The organism is Sorangium sp. So ce363 (genome assembly GCF_051520435.1).
GTDB classification, from domain to species: Bacteria; Myxococcota_A; Polyangia; order Polyangiales; family Polyangiaceae; genus Sorangium; species Sorangium cellulosum_B.
Window position 1 is genome coordinate 3,289,766 of sequence record NZ_CP150333.1, and the last position, 15,725, is coordinate 3,305,490.

The following is a 15,725-nucleotide window of genomic DNA, read 5'->3' on the forward strand; positions in this document are numbered from 1 at the left end:
CTCCTACAGCGAGAGTTGGAGTTGCAGGAGGAGCACGTCGTTCGAGCTCGACAGCCCGCCGAGCTCCTCCCGGTGCGTGTATTCGAGCTGCGCCTTCACCAGATCGTCGTACGCGTGGTAGCTCGCGCCGCCGGTGAGCACGAGGTTGTCCCCTTCATCGTCGATATCCAGGTTGGGGTCGATCCACTCCACGCGACCCGAGACACCGAGCTTCCGGGCGATGAGCATGTAGCCTGCCTCGAAGACGAGCGCGAGCGACGAGACCGAGGTGATCTGCGCGATCGGCTGGGTGGGCACCGCCTTGGGGCTCGCCCCGGTCCAGAGCACCTCGCCGAGCGCGTGAAGCCCCGCGGCGTGCACCAGGACATCGGCGCTCGCGCCGTAGAGCGTGCGCGCGCCGCCGTCGCTGAAGAAGCCGTCGGCGCCGACCCCGAGGCGGAAGGGCGAGCGGGCGACGTCCTGGAGCGTACGGCCGAGCGGGCCCCGCGGCTCGGTGGCGACCCGGCCGGCGACGGCGATCCCCTCGAAGCGGTTGCCGAGGGGAGCGAGGCTCTCGGAGGGACCTGCGTAGAACTGATCCGAGCGCTGGAAGGCGTTGTAGACGCCCGCGTGACAGCTGAAGGCGCGGTCCTGGAAGTGCCCTTCGGCCTGGATCCCGACCTGCGTGAACGGGGCGATCGCGCGGACGGCGAGCGGCCGCTCGGCGAGGGCGCCGTCGCCGGCGCCGGTCATCGCCGAGCGAGAGAAGGGCACGGTGCGCGCGCCCGCGATCACCTCGAGCGCGCGCGCCGCCGTGACGCCGGCCCACGCCTCGTGGATGCGCGCCGTCCCCTCGTCGTCCCCGGCGAGCTCCGTCGAGATGGCGAACCGCACGAGCCCCGCGACGTCGCCGCGCAGCCCGGCGCGGACCCGGCGCAGCCGGAAGCCGGGCTGCTCGGCGCTGTCGCCGGCCTGGCCCAGCGCGTCGTCGCCCACGTAGGGCGCGGCCTGCAGCGCGAGCAGCGCGATCGGCGCGATCTCGAGCGGCCCGAGCGCGACCCGCACCCGCTCCCGGAAGCCCGGCGGCAAGAGGTCGCCGCGGTCGCCGCTCGCGGGCGCCGGAGAGGCGGGCGCTGGCGCCTCGCGCGGCCGCGGCTCCCGCGCAGGCGCGCTCGCCCGAGCGGCCGGCGCCGCTGCGCCTTCCGGCTCGGCGGCCGCCTCGACCCCTTCTGCCTGCGCGTCGCCAGGGCTCGCGACCGCGGCGGCGGGCTCCTCTGCCGCGGGCTCGGGCTCCTGCGCGCGCGGCGTGGCGGCGGCGAGCAGGACTGCGGCGCCGCCTGCGACGCGAGCGAGGTGCCTCATGGATTCGGGTCTCCTGGAGGGCTGCGTGGAGCGCCCCGTGCCGCTCCGGCTGGCCAGTGGTCGTCACCTCGTGCCGTGTCCACCCGGCGAGGTGCCCGGGAAACTAGAGGAAGACACGCGGCGCTGCAATCCGCGCGGCGCGCTGTGCTATCGCTCGCGGCCTACCCGCTCCTCGCGCAGCAGCGGAGGGAAGGGGAGCGCCACACTTCTCATGGAAATGCCCGGTTCGAGCCCGCCCGACAGCGATCCCACGCCCCGGGCCAGCGCGTCCGCCGCCTCGCCGCCTCGATCTCCCGGCGCGGAGGCGCCTCCCGCGGTCGGGAGCGGGAATCGCTGGCCCTGCGACAGGGCGTTCGTCGCGACGTTCGTGCTCCTCGCCGTCGCAGCCGTCGTGCCGATATGGCGGGTGCGGTTCCTGCCGCTGCTCGATCTGCCGAACCACCTCGCGGCCGTCCATATCTGGCACAGCTTCGATGAGCCGTGGACGCGCTTCAGGGACTTCTACGAGCTCAGCCTCCGTCCGGCCCCCTACGGCGCCTATCACATCCTGACGCACGTGATCGCCTATGGCGTCGGCCTCGAGAACGCGAATCGCGTCGTGCTCTCCGGGTATGTGCTCTCCATCCCCGCGGCGGCGCTCGGCTGGGCGCGCCGGACGCGGCGCAGCCCCTGGCTCTCGGTCCTCACCTTCCCGCTGGCCTTCACCCTCTCCTGGGCGTGCGGCTTCCTGCCGTTCCTCGTCGGCGTCGCGCTGCTGCTCGCCGGCGTGCTCGCGCTCGACGCCTACCTCGATCGGCCGAGCCCCTTGCGCGGGGCTGCCGTCGCGCTGCTCAGCGTCGGCTGCGGCCTCAGCCATCCGCTGATCCTCTTCGGCTATTACGTCTGCGTCGCCGTGCTGATGCTCTGCCACCTGCCCCGGTGGTCGCGGATCGCCGTCGCGCTGCCGCTCTTCGCGCCCGCCGTCGCGCTCGTCCTGTGGCAGCTCGTCGCCTTCAAGAGCCCCATGGTCGATCTGCGGAGCGGCCCGCGGTTCCAGGGCGTCTGGGTGCCATGGCACGAGATGCTCCGATCGTTCCCCGAGTACACGCTCGACTCGGTATCGGGCGATCTCGACACCCGGCTCTTCTGGGTGCTCCTCGCGGTGGCGTCGCTGCTGGGCCTCTCCGGCGTCGCCCGGCGCTTCCTCCTTGGCCGCGGCCTTCCCGCGCGCGAGCCAGCCGCGCCTGCCGGCTCGCTTCTCGACCGGCTGCACCGCCATCGCTCTCTCGCCCTCTGCGCTGCGATGGCGATCTGCTATTTTCTCGTGCCGCTGCACCTGGCTCGCCCCTTCGACTGGTGGTTCGTGAGCGGGCGCTTCTCGCCGTTCATCTGCTTCTTCGGCTTCCTGGCCATCACGGCGCCGCTCCAGGGCCGCTCGCGCCTCCTGATGGCCCCCGCCGTGGCGGCCGCGCTCGTGCTGCCGCTCCACCTCTCGGAGAAATACGCGCGCTTCGACGAGCGCGTCGCGCCGTTCGCCCGGATGGTGGCGCGCATCCCGCCGGGCGCCGAGGTCCTCTTCTTGACGCTGCCTCCACGGACCGATGAATCGTTGATCATCGAGGGCACGAACCACTTCTCCTCGTGGGTGCAGATCATGCACGGGGGCTTCAGCGCGGACGGCTGGCACAACGTGGGTTTCCCCTTCACGCTGAAGCGTCGCCTCCCCGCGCCACCGTCGAACCGCGGTGAGTGGTTCAAGCCGGATGTCCATGGCGTCGCGTACGATTACGTGATCCTCCGGAACGAGCGGCCGGATAAGCCGGTGTTCACCGCGGCGCACCCCTCGTTTCGCCGGATCGAGCGCGATGGCGCCTTCACGCTCTACGAGCACACGCGTTGAGCGACGCCCCGGTCGCACCTCCGCTCGGCGCAGCCGAGCGCGCCGCTGTCGTGTGTCGCGCGTCGCGAAGCGCGCCGTGGTCGCAGGGGGCGCGTCGATGACGTGACGTTCAGGCGAGGCGCCTCATCCCCGCCGATCTGCCGTCGTTCCAGGCACCGACCGGGTAGTCTACGATCCTTGCGGTCGGCCACCCCTCGGGTGCGTCGCGCCGAGGAGGGGAGCCGCTTGCCGATGTCGACAAGAACCCGCGCAGTCCGTCGCCGCCCGCTGGCCTGGAGCGGAGGGCTTGCCGCCGTGGTCGGGCTCGCGCTGGCGTCCGGCGTGGCGCCGTCCTGCGCCGGCGCGGCAGGCCCCGACACCCCGCGAGGCGCCGGAGGCGAGGGCGCTTCCGGCTGTCCGGCCGACTGCGCCGCGGACCCGAGCGCCCCGCTGTGCGACCGGGAGACGGGCGACTGCGTGGCCTGTCTGCCTGGCCCTCTGGCGTGCCCGCCCGGTCAGGTTTGCGATCCCGAGGCGAAGCGCTGCCTTTCGGGCTGTGAAGACGAGTCCGACTGCGCAGCTCCGCTCACCTGCGATCCCGCGAAGCACGCCTGTGTTGCCTGTATCGTCGACGGCGACTGTCCCCCGGGCGCGCTGTGCACCGGAGAGGGCGAGTGCGTCCAGGGCTGCTCGGCGGCGCATCCGTGTGAGAGCGGCGCGGCGTGCTGCGATGGTGTCTGTCGGGATCTCCTGACGGACGCGCTGAGCTGCGGCGCCTGCGGTCGCGCCTGTCCGGAGCTCTCGCACGCCGGGATCGCCTGCGCCTCGGGAGCGTGCGCGCTCACCGCCTGCGAGGACGGGTTCCTCGACTGCAACCACGACCCGGCGGACGGGTGCGAGCACGACGAAGCAGAGCGCGGGCCCTGCTCGTGCACGCCGGGCGACACGAGGGTGTGTTACGAGGGATCGCCGGGCACCGAAGGGGTCGCTCCCTGCGCCCCCGGGGTCTCCACCTGCAGGCCGAGCGGCCTCTCGTGGGGGCCATGCCTCCACCAGGTGCTGCCGGCGCTCGACGTGTGCGCCGACGATGTCGACAACGACTGCGACGGCGTCGTCGACAACCCACCCGATCAGGACGGCGACGGGTGGACGATCTGCGACGGCGATTGCTGCGACTCCCCGTCGGACGGGTGCGGCACCCCGGCCCTCGTGAACCGCGGCGCGTTCGAGGTGGCGGGCAACGGGATCGACGACGACTGCGACGGCGTGGCAGACAACACCGCGCCTTGCGACGCCGGGCTCACGAGCGACTCGCCGACCGCGCTCGATTATGCGAAGGCGATCGACCTCTGCGTCACCACGACGGCGAGCCCACCGTCGCGCTCGCAGCGCACGTGGGGTGTCCTCTCCGCGAGCTTCCACCGCGCCGACGGCGCAAGCGCGCCGGCCGCGGCCCAGCGATCGATCCGCCAGGGCTTCGGCTCCGGCATCACGCCGCTCCAGGGCGCGCGGCTCGCGGTGCTCTCGACCGGCGTCGCTGCGGCCGAGGCGGCGCCGAACGACACGAGGCCGAGCTTCGCCCCGTTCCAGGGCGGCCAGGACATGGGGACGTCGAGCAGGGTGCCCGCGGACTGGCTCGACGCGAACGGCGACAACCTCCCGAACGCGCCCGGGTGCCCTGACCCGCAGGGCGGCGCGACGGCCTACGATCCCGTGATGCTGAAGCTGCGCGTCCGCGTGCCGACGAACGCGAGCGCGTTCAGCGTCTCGACGTTCTTCCTCTCGTCCGAGTATCCGGAGTGGGTGTGCAGCCGCTTCAACGACTTCTTTCTGGCGCTCCTCGACTCGACGTTCGAGCCCTTTCCAGGCGAGGCGGCGAACCCGGCGGACGGGAACCTCGCCTTCTATGACCCGCCGCCCGCCGGGGCGCCGGTCTACCCGCTGGGCACGAACCTCGCGTTCGGCGGCACCGGGCTCTTCACCCAGTGCGTGAACGGGCCGACCGGGTGCGGCGGCGGCGCCACCCCCGGCACGACGACGACCTGCACGAGCATCACCCAGCTCCGCGGGACAGGGTTCGATGCCACGAGGCCGCCCGCCCAGTTCGAAGGTGAGCCCGGCTGGTGCGGTTCGAGCGAGCGTGCGGGCGGCGGGACCGGATGGCTGGTCATGAACGGCAATGTCACCCCAGGTGAGATCATGGAGCTGCGCTTCGTACTTTGGGACACCGGCGATCCCTGGAACGATTCCGTGGCCCTCCTCGACAACTTCCAGTGGTCGACGTTTGCCTCGACGCCCGGCACGCGCGAGTGAAGCGCCGCGCAGGGCGGTAGGGCAGGCGCCGCTCCGGGGCACGTCGGGGCGCGGCGCCCGATCACCCGATGGGGGGGCCTCGGCGGCGCCCCTGGCGAGGGCGCTGTGGGGACGCGGCGCTTCGAGGAATGGCGCCCCGACCGAGGCGCGCGACCGCAGCGGACGGACGGCGACCCGATTACACTGCGCGGCGCACAGAGGACCGCGGCACGCATCCCTCGGCCTCGCGCTCGTCAGGAGCGCTTCCGTTCATCACCCAAGGAGACTGCATGAGGAGAACGCTCACGCCGCTCGCGCTGTTGCTCGCGAGCCTGTCTTTCACCACGCTCGGCTGCGATAGCAAGGGGAGCGACGCGACGGCCCCCGGAGCGGTGGCCGAGGGCAAGCCGACCGAGAGCGCCGCCCCTGCGGCGACGACGGCCGCGCCGGCGGCGACGGCGGCGACGGCGGCCGTGCCGGCCGCGGCGACCGCCGAGCCGACGGCCGCTGCGTCGGCCGCTCCGGCGGAGACGGCCGCGGCGACCGCCGAGCCGGCGGAGACGGCCGCGCCGAAGGCGACGGCCGCTGCGTCTGCCGCCGCGGCCGCGGGACCAGCGTCGACCGGCGCCGCGCAGGCGGGCGAGAAGAAGTTCGAGTGCGGGGCGAAGGGCCAGAAGATGTGCCCAATGCAGGCCTGGATGAAGAGCACGATGGCCTCCGCGACCTCGAGCGGCGACGCCGCGAAGATCGCGACGGCGCTGCAGTACGTGGCCAGCAAGCCGCCGCCCGGCATGGGCAGCTGGGTGGCGATCACGAAGGCTGGCATCGCCAAGGCGAAGGCCGGCGACGTCGACGGCGCGAAGGCGAGCTGCAAGCAGTGCCACGACCTCTACAAGGAGCAGTACAAGAAGACGATGCGCGATCGTCCCTGGTGAGCCGCCCGCCGGCGGCGCGGCGGACCCGCTCCGGTTCGCGCCGCTCGCCGCTGCGTCCCCACGGCTCGCCGCGGCGAAATTCCCGTAACCTAACGACATTTTCGCGGGCTCACGGCGCCGTGGCGAGCGCTGAGCGCCGCTTCCTGGAGCGCCGCGAGCGTCGCCGCCGCGCGCCCGGCCGGCGATCGCTGCTCGGTCGGCAGGGCGCGGGACAAACATCTTGGACGGGAGGGGGTGATGCGATACAGCGCTGAGCTGATGGCGCGCGCTGTTCGCACAGGCCCTGGGGGTGCCCATGCGCCTGCCACCTCGTCGTCCACCCGCGCGCGAGGGGCCGGCAAATCGAGCGGGGCAGCGGCTGCTCCGCGCCCGCGCGCCGGCCAGACCGCCGACCCGTTCTCGAGCGGCGCGACGCCGCCCTCGAAGCCGCGCGCGGGCGCGGCGCCGCGGCTCACCGGGGACGCGGCCCTCGACGTCAGATCGAGCACGGCGGCCCCGAGCGTGCGCCCTCCAGCGGCCCCGTCCGCGCCGAGCGTGCGCCCTCCAGCGGGCCCTCCGCGGGCGGACGCGGGTGCTCCTGCGGCCGCCTCGAAGAGGCCTCCTCCGCCGGACGACGACGACGACGACGACGAGGACGACGAGCGGGGCGGCGCGCAGCGCGGCCGGCCGCGCGGCCCGTTCACGCAGCACCGGCGGCTCGACTCGCTGCGCAGCCTGCTGCAGAAGCACCCTGCCGGCCTGACGATCTACGATCTCGCGCGCGAGCTCAACGTCACGCCGCGCTCGCTCCGGCGCTACCTTGTCGAGGTCAAGCGCGAGCTCGATCTCGTGTCGGTCGCCACGCGCCCCGGGGGCCCTCGCCTCTGGCGGCTGTCTCCGAGCGAGGCGCCCCGGCGCGTCGAGGTGCGGCGGACGCAGGCGTACGCCCTGCTCGCCGCCCGCCGGCTGTTCGAGCCGATGCGCGGCTCGACCCTGTTCGAGGAGATCGACCTCGCCGCGCAGCGCCTCCTCGGCGTCGCGCGCAGGCCCGGGCGCGGGCCGAACGCCGGCGTCGCCGACGCGCGGCTGGAGGAGCGCTTCCTCTATCTCCCGTTCGCCCCGAAGGACTACGCCGCGCGCACCGAGGAGCTCGACGACCTGTTCCAGTCCGTCGCCGACCTGCGCCCCCTGCGGTGCCGTTACCGCCGCTCGCGGGACGGGCGCGAGGAGCGGGTGCTCATCCACCCGTACGCGCTCGTCCTCTACAAGGACGCGATCTACTGCGTGGGCCTCCACGTGGGGCGCGGCGAGGTGCGCACGTTCCTGCTCGATCGCATGCGCGACACGGAGTGCGCGGTCACCGAGCGGTTCGAGCTGCCCCCGGATTTCTCCATCGACGACTACTTCCAGGGCCAGTTCGGCATCTGGCGCGGGGGCGAGCCCCGGCGCGTCGTGATCGACTTCGACGAGCGTGTCACCGAGTTCGTGCGGACGCGCAAGGTGCATCCGTCTCAGGAGATCACGCCGCTGTCCGGCGGCGGCGTGCGGCTCACGATGCTCATCGGCGACATGACGGAGCTCGCGACGTGGGTCCTCGGCTTCGGCGAGACCGCGCGCGTCGTCGAGCCGCCCGACCTCGTGGACCGCGTGAAGCGCGAGCTCGCCGGCGCGCTCGCTCGCTACGAGGAGCCGCCGTCGCCGGCCGAGGCCTAGCTCCGCAGTCCAGCGATCCCGGGTGGGATCCCTGACCCGCGGAGCTGGCCCGCCTCAGCGCGAGGCCTGGAGCGCCTCGTCGATCATCTTCTGGTGCTCCGCCGGGTCCGCCCAGCGGGCGCGCCCCTCGGCCGGCAGCTGATCGATCGGATCGAAGTACGTGTACCGCTGCCCCGGCTTGACGCTCGGCGCCTCGAACACCGAGATCCCGGTCGTGCGGTCGTAGTGCTCGAACGAGTGCGCGTCGCGCTTGCCTCCGCCGCCGGGCGCGTCGACGACGAACGTCGGCGTGTTGAACCCGGCGGTCGAGCCGCGCACGTACTTCTCGATCGTGAGCCCGGTCGCCAGCGTGGTCCGGAGGTCCTCCACGCCGCGGACGAGGTCGTGGATGTAGACGTAGTAGGGGTGCACGTGCACGTGCCCCAGGCGCTTCACGAGCAGCTTCATCGTCTCGGGCGTGTCGTTCACCCCGCGCTGCAGCACGGATTGGTTCCTGACCGTGATCCCCCGCTCGAAGAGCTTGTTCATCGCGTCGCGGGTGACGCCCGTGATCTCGTTCGGGTGGTTGAAGTGCGTGTGGATCACGACCTCCTTGTGCAGCTTCCGGCCGAGCTCGACCGTGCGCGTGACCGCGTCGATCCACTCGTCGTCGGTCAGGATCTTCTGCGGCATCACGGCCGGGCCCTTCGTGGCGAGGCGGATGCGCTGGATGTTCGGCATCCTGAGGAGCGTCTCGCCGATCGCGCCGAGCTGCTCCGGCCGCAGGTTGTACGCGTCTCCGCCGGAGACGACGATGTCCTCCAGCTCGGGACGCGACGCGATGTACGCGTACGCTCGCTTCCAGCGCTCCTCGTCGACCTTGAAGTGGGTCTTCTCGACCTCCTCCGTGTCGATGCCCACCGCGTAGCTGCGCGTACAGAAGCGGCAGTACACGGGGCACGTGTCGAGCGGCAGGAAGAGCGCCTTGTCGGCGTAGCGGTGCGTCAGCCCGGGGACGGGCGCGTCCGCGCGCTCGTGCAGCGAGTCGAGCCCGAGCTTCGGGTGATCCGGCAGGAAGCGCGAGGCCAGCGGGATGAACTGCGTACGGAGCGGATCGCCGTACGGATCGTTCCAGTCGATCAGAGAGAGCATGTACGGCGAGACCCGGACGCTCATCGGCGCGCGCGCGAAGCCCTCGGTCGCGTCCCGGATGAAGTCGTCCGACACCATCCCGCGCAGCGTGTCGAGCAGCTTGTCGGGGCGGGTGATCGACTTCTTCGCCTGCCACCGGTGGTCCATGAACTGCTCGTCGGTCACGTCGGCGTAGGCCGGGATCCTCCGGAAATCGGGCAGCTCGAGCAGGTTCGCGTGCTGGAGGGACGCCGGGTCCACCGGCGGCTTGAGGGGCGCGATGTCGTGGCTTCGCTTGCTGAGTTCGATGAGGCTCGAGGTGGTCGTCATGTCGTGGACCCTTGCTCGCGCGGAGCAAAGAGAGCGTCGAGGGATGGCCGCGTGCCTGCGCCTACGCGTCTCGGGGCCTGCCCGGGAGAGGCTGCGGCAGCGGTTCCTGGGAGCGTAGCATCGCGGTACCCCGTCGGGGGCGATGTGCGCCGCTTGTCGCCGAGCGGCGCCTCTGGCGGGCGGGCGGGGGGTTGGCGGGCGCGCGAGCCGGTCAGGGTTCGATCGACGCGACCGTGGTGTCGCGGGTGGTGCGGTAGCGCGCGTAGTAGGTCCGGACGCGCGTCACGTAGGCCTGGGTCTCTTCGTACGGCGGGATGCCGCCGTGCCTCATGACCGCCCCTTCACCGGCGTTGTAGCCGGCGATGGTGAGATCGAGATCTCCGTTGAAGAGGTTGGCCAGGATGCGCAGGTACCGCGTTCCACCGAAGATGTTCTCTCGCGCGTCGAACGCGTCGCGCACCTGCATGCGGAGCGCGGTCTCTGGCATCAGCTGCATCAGCCCCTGCGCGCCGACGGGCGAGACGGCCCGTGGATCGTAGTCGCTCTCGCACTTGATCACCGCGCGGACGAGCTCCTCGGGGATCTGATAGAGCGCGGCGGCCTGCCGGATCCACGCGTCGTAGCGGCTGAAGCGCTCGAGCGATTTGTCGCTCGGCGCGACGGGCGTCACCCCCGCGCGCGTCGTCGAAGAGCGGCGCCCGTCGCCCTTGATGTACAGCTTGAACCGCGCGTCGCCGGTGGGGCGGTTCGCGAAGTGCACCGTTCCATCCGCGTCGGTGTACGTGAAGATGTCGGCGAGCGCGCTGCCCGGGTGCAGCGCGAGGACGGCGAGCCCGAGCGCGGCGGCGAGGGCGCGCAGGGGCACGCGAAGGGAAGGCCCGGAGGTCGACGGGGCAGGCATCTCTCGGTTCAGCATAGGTTGCGATCGTCCGCTCGCGCAAACCGCACCGTGTCGGCGGAAATCGTGCCGGTGGAATCGGAGGAAGCTGAATTGGAGAGCAACGCTTCGGGCACGCGCCGTCATTCCGAGGACGCCGTCGTGAGGCGATCCGGCGCGCCGCCCCCCCGTCGTGGAAGCTCGGTCTGGTGAGCACGTCCCGGGCGCTGTAGTAAGGCGGGCGCCATGGAGATCGGCTGGCGGCATGTGCTCGCGGGGGTTGCGGCCCTCTTCATCCTGTTCCTCGTCGTCAAGATGCGCCCTGCCCGGCGGCGCCGGGACGCGCTGAGCGCCGAGGTGCAGGCCGCGCGGGAGCGCGCGCGGCGCGCGGCGACCCCGCGCGAGCGGGCCGAGGCCCTGTGCGACGCTGGCGTACAGGCGATGCACGGCGGCCGCCGCGTGACAGCGGCCGTGGGGTTCTTCGTGCGCGCGATGCGCGCCGACCCGACCTCGGCTCGGGTCATCGAGCTCGCGAGCGGCGCGCTGGCCAAGCGCAAACCCCGGCTCCTCGAGAAGATCCTCTGGCGGAGGCTCGCGGTGCTCCCCTGGGACGGCGAGCACCGCGACGCGGTGCGCGCGGCCGCGGGCGGGCTGGAGGCGCTCTACCGGCGCGGGATCCGTGACCGCAGCCGGGCGGAGATCATGCGCAAGCTGACCCGGACGCTCGGCTGAGCCGAGGCGCGAGGGCGCGTCATCGGGCGCGCCGCCGGCCGGCCGGCGAAGACGTCAGGAGACGTCACGTCCCCCAGAACGATCGCGGCAGCGCGCCGCGGTTCGACAGCGCGACGAGGTCCATGAGCAGCGCGATCGTGACGTGGACCAGGAAGCCCGAGTAGATGCTCTTCGTGCGCATCGCGAGCGAGCCGAGCGCGATCCCGGCGACCACGGCGCCGGCCGCCTCCAGGTACGGCTTGCCGAAGTGGATCATGCAGTAGGGGACGATCATCGCGAAGATCGCGCCGGAGCCCAGCGTGTGCCGCAGGCCGGCGAGCCAGAAGCCGCGGAAGAAGATCTCCAGCGCGAAGAACTGGGCGAAATACATCGTCTCCCAGGCGATGAGGTCGAACCAGGAGCGGGAGGACTGCTTGTAGAACGGGTAATAGGTCCCGAAGTCGGGCGCGCTCGCGACGACGAACACCGCCGGGACGACGACGGCGAGGCAGAGCAGGTAGATCCACGCGTGCTTCGCGAGCCCCCGGACGCGCAGCCCCATGTCGAGCAGGCTGTCCTTCGGGAAGCAGGCCTTCCACGCGACCATCGGGATGGCGACGTACCCGAAGACGCGGGTGAACGACCACCAGACGTAGCCGTAGAGCTCGTCGTAGCGGCGGATCGAGATGGGCAGCAGCGTCCCGGTCGGCGAGAGCGCCTGAGCGAGCTCGAGCTCGCGCAGCCACGGCCGGATGTGCTCGTCGTAGACAGCGCGGCCGCCGTAGTACTGCTGCAGCATGAGCACGACGGCGGTGATGGTGAACAGGACCGCGGGGCGGCGGTCGTAGCCGCCGGCGGCGAGGGTGCGCCGCTGGTGCTCGTGGGCCTCGACGTCGAGCTCCCGCCAGGTGCGCCGGAAGAAGAGCCAGAGGACGGGCGCGAGCGCGATGTACGCGACGACCGGGAACAGGGCCTTGAGGACGGTGCTCCCCAGGGCCGACGAGGGCCCGGCGAGGCGGGAGCTGACGTCCGAGAGGGGCGGCTGCAGCGGCCGGAGCCGGTCGACGTGCGCCACGAGCCAGCTCCCCAGGTTGAGCATCGGCGCGCCGTGTACCACGATCCGCGGCCCAGCACAGCGGCGACACTCGGGCGACGCGGGATCTCGACCGCCGCCGGCGCCGCCCCTCCGCAGCGCGGCCTTGCGGCGCCCTGCCCTGCTCTGCTAGATCGCGCCCCTCTTCAAAGCCGCGCGAGTCATCTCGCGCATGTCCGGCGCAGGCCTCGCCTGCCCGTGGGAGTCTCAGCAATGGCCAGCAAAAATCCGCTTGCGATCGTGAAGGAGCGCTTCGGCGACAAGGCGAAGCTCGTCGAGGCCGTGAAAGGGTTCGCGACCGAGGACCTCTGGCTCGGGCGCGTCAGCTCCGATCGGGGCGGCACGAAGGGCCTGGATCACGTCTCGAACGCCAAGCTCCTCCGCCTCCACGCGACGTTCAGCGTTGTAAAGGAGAAGTTCGGGACGCGGGCGAAGCTCATCGACGAGACGTTGACCGTCCTGAACCGGTCGAAGGACCAGGGGTACAGGAAGCGCCTCGAGGCGTACCCCGTCCCGCGCCTCTATGATCTCTACCAGTCGGCCTCGAAGCGGGCGAAGGCGGCCTCGAAGGCCCAGGCCTGAGCGCGCGCTGCTCGGAGCCCCCTCCCGCCGGTTGTGACCGGGCTGCCTGCCCTTGAAGGTCAGGCGTTCCTATCGTAATGAGCCGCGTCGCCAGCGCGCGGCATCCAGCCGTCCTGCGTCGGACCGACGATCTGACGTCCCCCTGATGAGCCAGAAGCCCCCTCGTGGGGGCCCTCCCAGAGAAGGTGTGGGTGTCGCCGGCCGCGGCCCCCGCCAAGGAGAACGACCGTGAGCAGCGCGCACGAGACCGAGACCGACGTCTGGACGACCGAAGACGCCAAGTCGCTCTACATGATCGACCGCTGGGGTCGTGGCTACTTCGACGTGAGCCCGGACGGCAACCTCACGGTCGCGCCGCTCCAGGAGCGCGGCAGCAAGATCGCGATCCGCGACGTCGTCGACGCGGCGCTCGAGCAAGGGCTCCGCACGCCGCTGCTCATCCGCTTTCAGGATCTCCTCCATCACCGGGTGCGGGCGCTCAACGAGGCCTTCAACAGGGCGATCGCCGAGAGCAAGTTCCGCGGGACCTACCGCGGCGTGTTCCCGATCAAGGTGAACCAGCTCCGGGAGGTCGTGGAGGAGATCCTCGACGCGGGAAAGACCTACCACTACGGCGTCGAGGTCGGCTCCAAGCCCGAGGTGTTCGCCGGCCTGTCGGTCCATACCGACCCCGAGTCGCTGATCGTCTGCAACGGCTACAAGGACGACAACTTCATCCGCACGGCGCTGATCGGGCGCAAGCTCGGCAAGAAGGTGATCCTCATCGCGGAGAAGCTCTCCGAGGTGCGGATGATCACCCGCGTCGCCAAGGAGATGAACGTCGAGCCGATGATCGGGCTCCGGGTGCGGCTGCTCACCGAGGGCGCGGGCAAGTGGAAGACGTCGGGCGGAGAGAACGCGAAGTTCGGGCTCTCCACGGCGGAGATCCTCGCGGCGATCAGGATCATGGACGAGGCGGGCATGAGCTCCTCGTTCAAGCTCCTCCATTTCCATATCGGCTCGCAGGTGCCGGACATCCTGATCATCAAGCGCGCCGTGCGCGAGGCGACGCGCTACTACGCGAAGCTCCGCAAGATGGGGCAGCGCATCGAGTACATCGACGTCGGCGGCGGGCTCGCCATCGACTACGACGGCTCGCGCTCGACCTTCCACTCCTCGATGAACTACTCGGTCGAGGAGTATGCGCGCGACATCGTGCACAACATCGCCGACATCTGCGACGAGGAGCGGGTGCCTCACCCCAACATCGTCTCCGAGTCCGGGCGAGCGATCGTCGCGCACCACTCGGTGCTGGTCGTCCAGGCGTTCGGCTCGATCGAGAAGACGCCGATGTCGCCGATCGACATCCAGACCGAGGAGCACAAGCTCATCCAGAACCTCCTCTACATCAAGGACAACATCTCCGGACCGAACCTCGGCGAGTCGTGGCACGACCTCCTCCAGATCAAGGAGGAGGCGCAAAAGATGTTCGAGCTCGGCCTCCTCAACCTCGACGTGAAGGCCCGGGTCGAGATCCTCTTCTGGGAGATCGCCGAGGCCATGCAGAAGATCGCGTCGTCGCTCGAGCCGGAGGAGGTGCCGGACGATCTCGGCGAGCTCCGCAAGCAGCTCGCCGACCAGTACATCTGCAACTTCTCGGTGTTCCAGTCGCTGCTCGATCACTGGGCGCTCGGCGCGCTCTTCCCGATCGTGCCGATCCACCGGCTGAACGAGCGCCCCGCGGCCGACAGCACGCTCGTCGACATCACCTGCGACTCCGACGGCAAGGTGAGCAAGTTCATCGATCTCAACGACGTGAAGGACACGCTCCCGCTGCACCCGATCTCGGGCGACCAGCCGTACTACGTCGGCATCTTCCTGACCGGCGCGTACCAGGACATCATGGGCGACATCCACAACCTCTTCGGCCGGGTCAACGAGGTGCACGTCTTCCTCGATGAGGACGAGGAGAGCGGGTACTACATCGAGGAGACGATCGCCGGGAACAAGATCCACGAGGTGCTGGCGCTGACCCAGTACGACAACCGCGATCTCGTGGGGAAGGTGAAGGCCCAGGTGGACGGCGCGATCAAGCAGGACCTGCTCAAGCCGACGGAGGGCATGCGCCTCCTCGCCGACTACGAGCGGGGGCTCAAGGACCAGACGTACCTGAGCCTCACCTCCGCGCCGTGATCTCGGAGAGCACGGCGCCCACGGTCCGCGCGTCGCTCCCCCGGCGCCGGCCCGGCTGGGCGCGCCAGGCGGCGCTCGTCGCGCGGAAGGACCTCGCGATCGAGCTCGCCACGGGCGAGATCGTCACCACGAGCGGGTTCTTCGCGGTGCTCGTCGCCGTGATCGCGTCGCTCGCGTTCTACGCGGGCCAGGACGCGGCCGAGCGCGTCGCGCCCGGGGTCATCTGGGTGAGCGTGGCGTTCGCGTCGGTGCTCGCGCTGAGCCGCACGTGGCAGCGGGAGCGCGAGGACGGCGCGCTCTCGGGCCTGCTCGTGCTGCCCATCGCGAGGAGCGCGCTCTTCGCCGGCAAGGCGCTCGGGCTCTGCGCGTTCGTGATCGCGGTCGAGGTGATCATCATCCCGGTCGCGGCGCTCCTCTTCGCGGTGGATCTCGTGAAGACGGGCCCGGGGCTCGCGCTCTTCTGCCTCGCGGCGACGCCGGGCATCGCCGCGAGCGGCACCCTCTTCGGGGCCATGACCGTGCGCACCCGCGCCCGCGACCTCGTGCTCGCGAGCGTGCTCTTCCCGCTGCTCGCGCCCACATTGCTCGCCGCGGTCGCGGGGACGCGGGAGCTCTTCGGCGGCGCGACGATCGGCGAGCTCACCGACTACGTGGCGCTCATGGGCGTGTTCGACGTCGTGTTCCTCGCGGGCGGGCTCGGCCTCTTCGATCTGATCATCGAGGGCTGAGCCG

General features: G+C 71.3%; 12 protein-coding genes. 8 read left to right on the plus strand and 4 right to left on the minus strand.

From position 1 onward, the window contains the following. Window positions 1-3: 3 nt before the first annotated feature. Window positions 4-1,341 carry a porin gene (locus WMF12_RS12740; protein ID WP_437871244.1) on the minus strand — a complete coding sequence of 446 codons (1,338 nt, stop codon included), beginning with the start codon at window positions 1,339-1,341 and terminating at the stop codon, window positions 4-6. A gap of 211 nt (window positions 1,342-1,552) precedes the next feature. On the opposite strand from WMF12_RS12740, the gene WMF12_RS12745 reads away from it, so the two are divergent. The 4 genes from WMF12_RS12745 (at window position 1,553) to WMF12_RS12760 (ending at window position 8,118) form a co-directional block, all read left to right on the plus strand. Then, entirely contained in the window at window positions 1,553-3,220 is a 1,668-nt protein-coding gene (locus tag WMF12_RS12745) for a hypothetical protein (protein WP_437871250.1), read from the plus strand. A 294-nt stretch (window positions 3,221-3,514) separates the two neighbouring features. After that, window positions 3,515-5,512: a MopE-related protein gene (locus WMF12_RS12750; protein ID WP_437871254.1), complete on the plus strand. Its 1,998-nt coding sequence runs from the start codon at window positions 3,515-3,517 to the stop codon at window positions 5,510-5,512. 269 nt (window positions 5,513-5,781) lie between these two features. After that, on the plus strand, window positions 5,782-6,426 hold the full coding sequence (locus WMF12_RS12755) for a hypothetical protein (protein ID WP_437871257.1): 645 nt from the start codon (window positions 5,782-5,784) through the stop codon (window positions 6,424-6,426). A gap of 237 nt (window positions 6,427-6,663) precedes the next feature. Further along, window positions 6,664-8,118 carry a WYL domain-containing protein gene (locus WMF12_RS12760; protein WP_437871262.1) on the plus strand — a complete coding sequence of 485 codons (1,455 nt, stop codon included), beginning with the start codon at window positions 6,664-6,666 and terminating at the stop codon, window positions 8,116-8,118. A gap of 54 nt (window positions 8,119-8,172) precedes the next feature. On the opposite strand, the gene WMF12_RS12765 is transcribed toward WMF12_RS12760, so the two are convergent. Together WMF12_RS12765 and WMF12_RS12770 are read right to left on the minus strand one after the other, a co-directional pair. Continuing rightward, on the minus strand, window positions 8,173-9,558 hold the full coding sequence (locus WMF12_RS12765) for a KamA family radical SAM protein (protein ID WP_437871264.1): 1,386 nt from the start codon (window positions 9,556-9,558) through the stop codon (window positions 8,173-8,175). 211 nt (window positions 9,559-9,769) lie between these two features. Then, a complete protein-coding gene (locus WMF12_RS12770) occupies window positions 9,770-10,474 on the minus strand; it encodes a transglycosylase SLT domain-containing protein (RefSeq protein ID WP_437745905.1) in 705 nt (234 codons plus the stop codon). A gap of 207 nt (window positions 10,475-10,681) precedes the next feature. On the opposite strand from WMF12_RS12770, the gene WMF12_RS12775 reads away from it, so the two are divergent. Next, window positions 10,682-11,167 (plus strand): hypothetical protein, encoded by a 486-nt coding sequence (locus tag WMF12_RS12775; RefSeq protein WP_272103287.1) that lies wholly within the window; start codon window positions 10,682-10,684, stop codon window positions 11,165-11,167. 64 nt (window positions 11,168-11,231) lie between these two features. On the opposite strand, the gene WMF12_RS12780 is transcribed toward WMF12_RS12775, so the two are convergent. Then, entirely contained in the window at window positions 11,232-12,245 is a 1,014-nt protein-coding gene (locus WMF12_RS12780) for a CPBP family glutamic-type intramembrane protease (protein ID WP_437871266.1), read from the minus strand. Between the two features lie 207 nt (window positions 12,246-12,452). On the opposite strand from WMF12_RS12780, the gene WMF12_RS12785 reads away from it, so the two are divergent. The 3 genes from WMF12_RS12785 to WMF12_RS12795 all read left to right on the plus strand — a co-directional run bounded on the left by WMF12_RS12785 (window position 12,453) and on the right by WMF12_RS12795 (window position 15,721). Further along, a complete protein-coding gene (locus WMF12_RS12785; protein WP_012235084.1) occupies window positions 12,453-12,821 on the plus strand; it encodes a hypothetical protein in 369 nt (122 codons plus the stop codon). 228 nt (window positions 12,822-13,049) lie between these two features. Further along, window positions 13,050-14,993 (plus strand): biosynthetic arginine decarboxylase, encoded by a 1,944-nt coding sequence (gene speA, locus WMF12_RS12790; RefSeq protein WP_437871267.1) that lies wholly within the window; start codon window positions 13,050-13,052, stop codon window positions 14,991-14,993. Further along, window positions 14,990-15,721 (plus strand): heme exporter protein CcmB, encoded by a 732-nt coding sequence (locus WMF12_RS12795; protein ID WP_437745909.1) that lies wholly within the window; start codon window positions 14,990-14,992, stop codon window positions 15,719-15,721. The genes speA and WMF12_RS12795 overlap by 4 nt, the downstream gene beginning before the upstream one ends. The last annotated feature ends 4 nt before the right edge of the window (window positions 15,722-15,725 follow it).

What these genes read in the sequence shown, in the direction of transcription:
- WMF12_RS12740 (WP_437871244.1), bottom strand. Translation starts at nt 1,341, where the DNA reads ATGAGGCACCTCGCTCGCGTCGCAGGCGGCGCCGCAGTCCTGCTCGCC.
- WMF12_RS12745 (WP_437871250.1), top strand. Translation starts at nt 1,553, where the DNA reads ATGGAAATGCCCGGTTCGAGCCCGCCCGACAGCGATCCCACGCCCCGG.
- WMF12_RS12755 (WP_437871257.1), top strand. Translation starts at nt 5,782, where the DNA reads ATGAGGAGAACGCTCACGCCGCTCGCGCTGTTGCTCGCGAGCCTGTCT.
- WMF12_RS12760 (WP_437871262.1), top strand. Translation starts at nt 6,664, where the DNA reads ATGCGATACAGCGCTGAGCTGATGGCGCGCGCTGTTCGCACAGGCCCT.
- WMF12_RS12765 (WP_437871264.1), bottom strand. Translation starts at nt 9,558, where the DNA reads ATGACGACCACCTCGAGCCTCATCGAACTCAGCAAGCGAAGCCACGAC.
- WMF12_RS12770 (WP_437745905.1), bottom strand. Translation starts at nt 10,474, where the DNA reads ATGCTGAACCGAGAGATGCCTGCCCCGTCGACCTCCGGGCCTTCCCTT.
- WMF12_RS12775 (WP_272103287.1), top strand. Translation starts at nt 10,682, where the DNA reads ATGGAGATCGGCTGGCGGCATGTGCTCGCGGGGGTTGCGGCCCTCTTC.
- WMF12_RS12780 (WP_437871266.1), bottom strand. Translation starts at nt 12,245, where the DNA reads ATGCTCAACCTGGGGAGCTGGCTCGTGGCGCACGTCGACCGGCTCCGG.
- WMF12_RS12785 (WP_012235084.1), top strand. Translation starts at nt 12,453, where the DNA reads ATGGCCAGCAAAAATCCGCTTGCGATCGTGAAGGAGCGCTTCGGCGAC.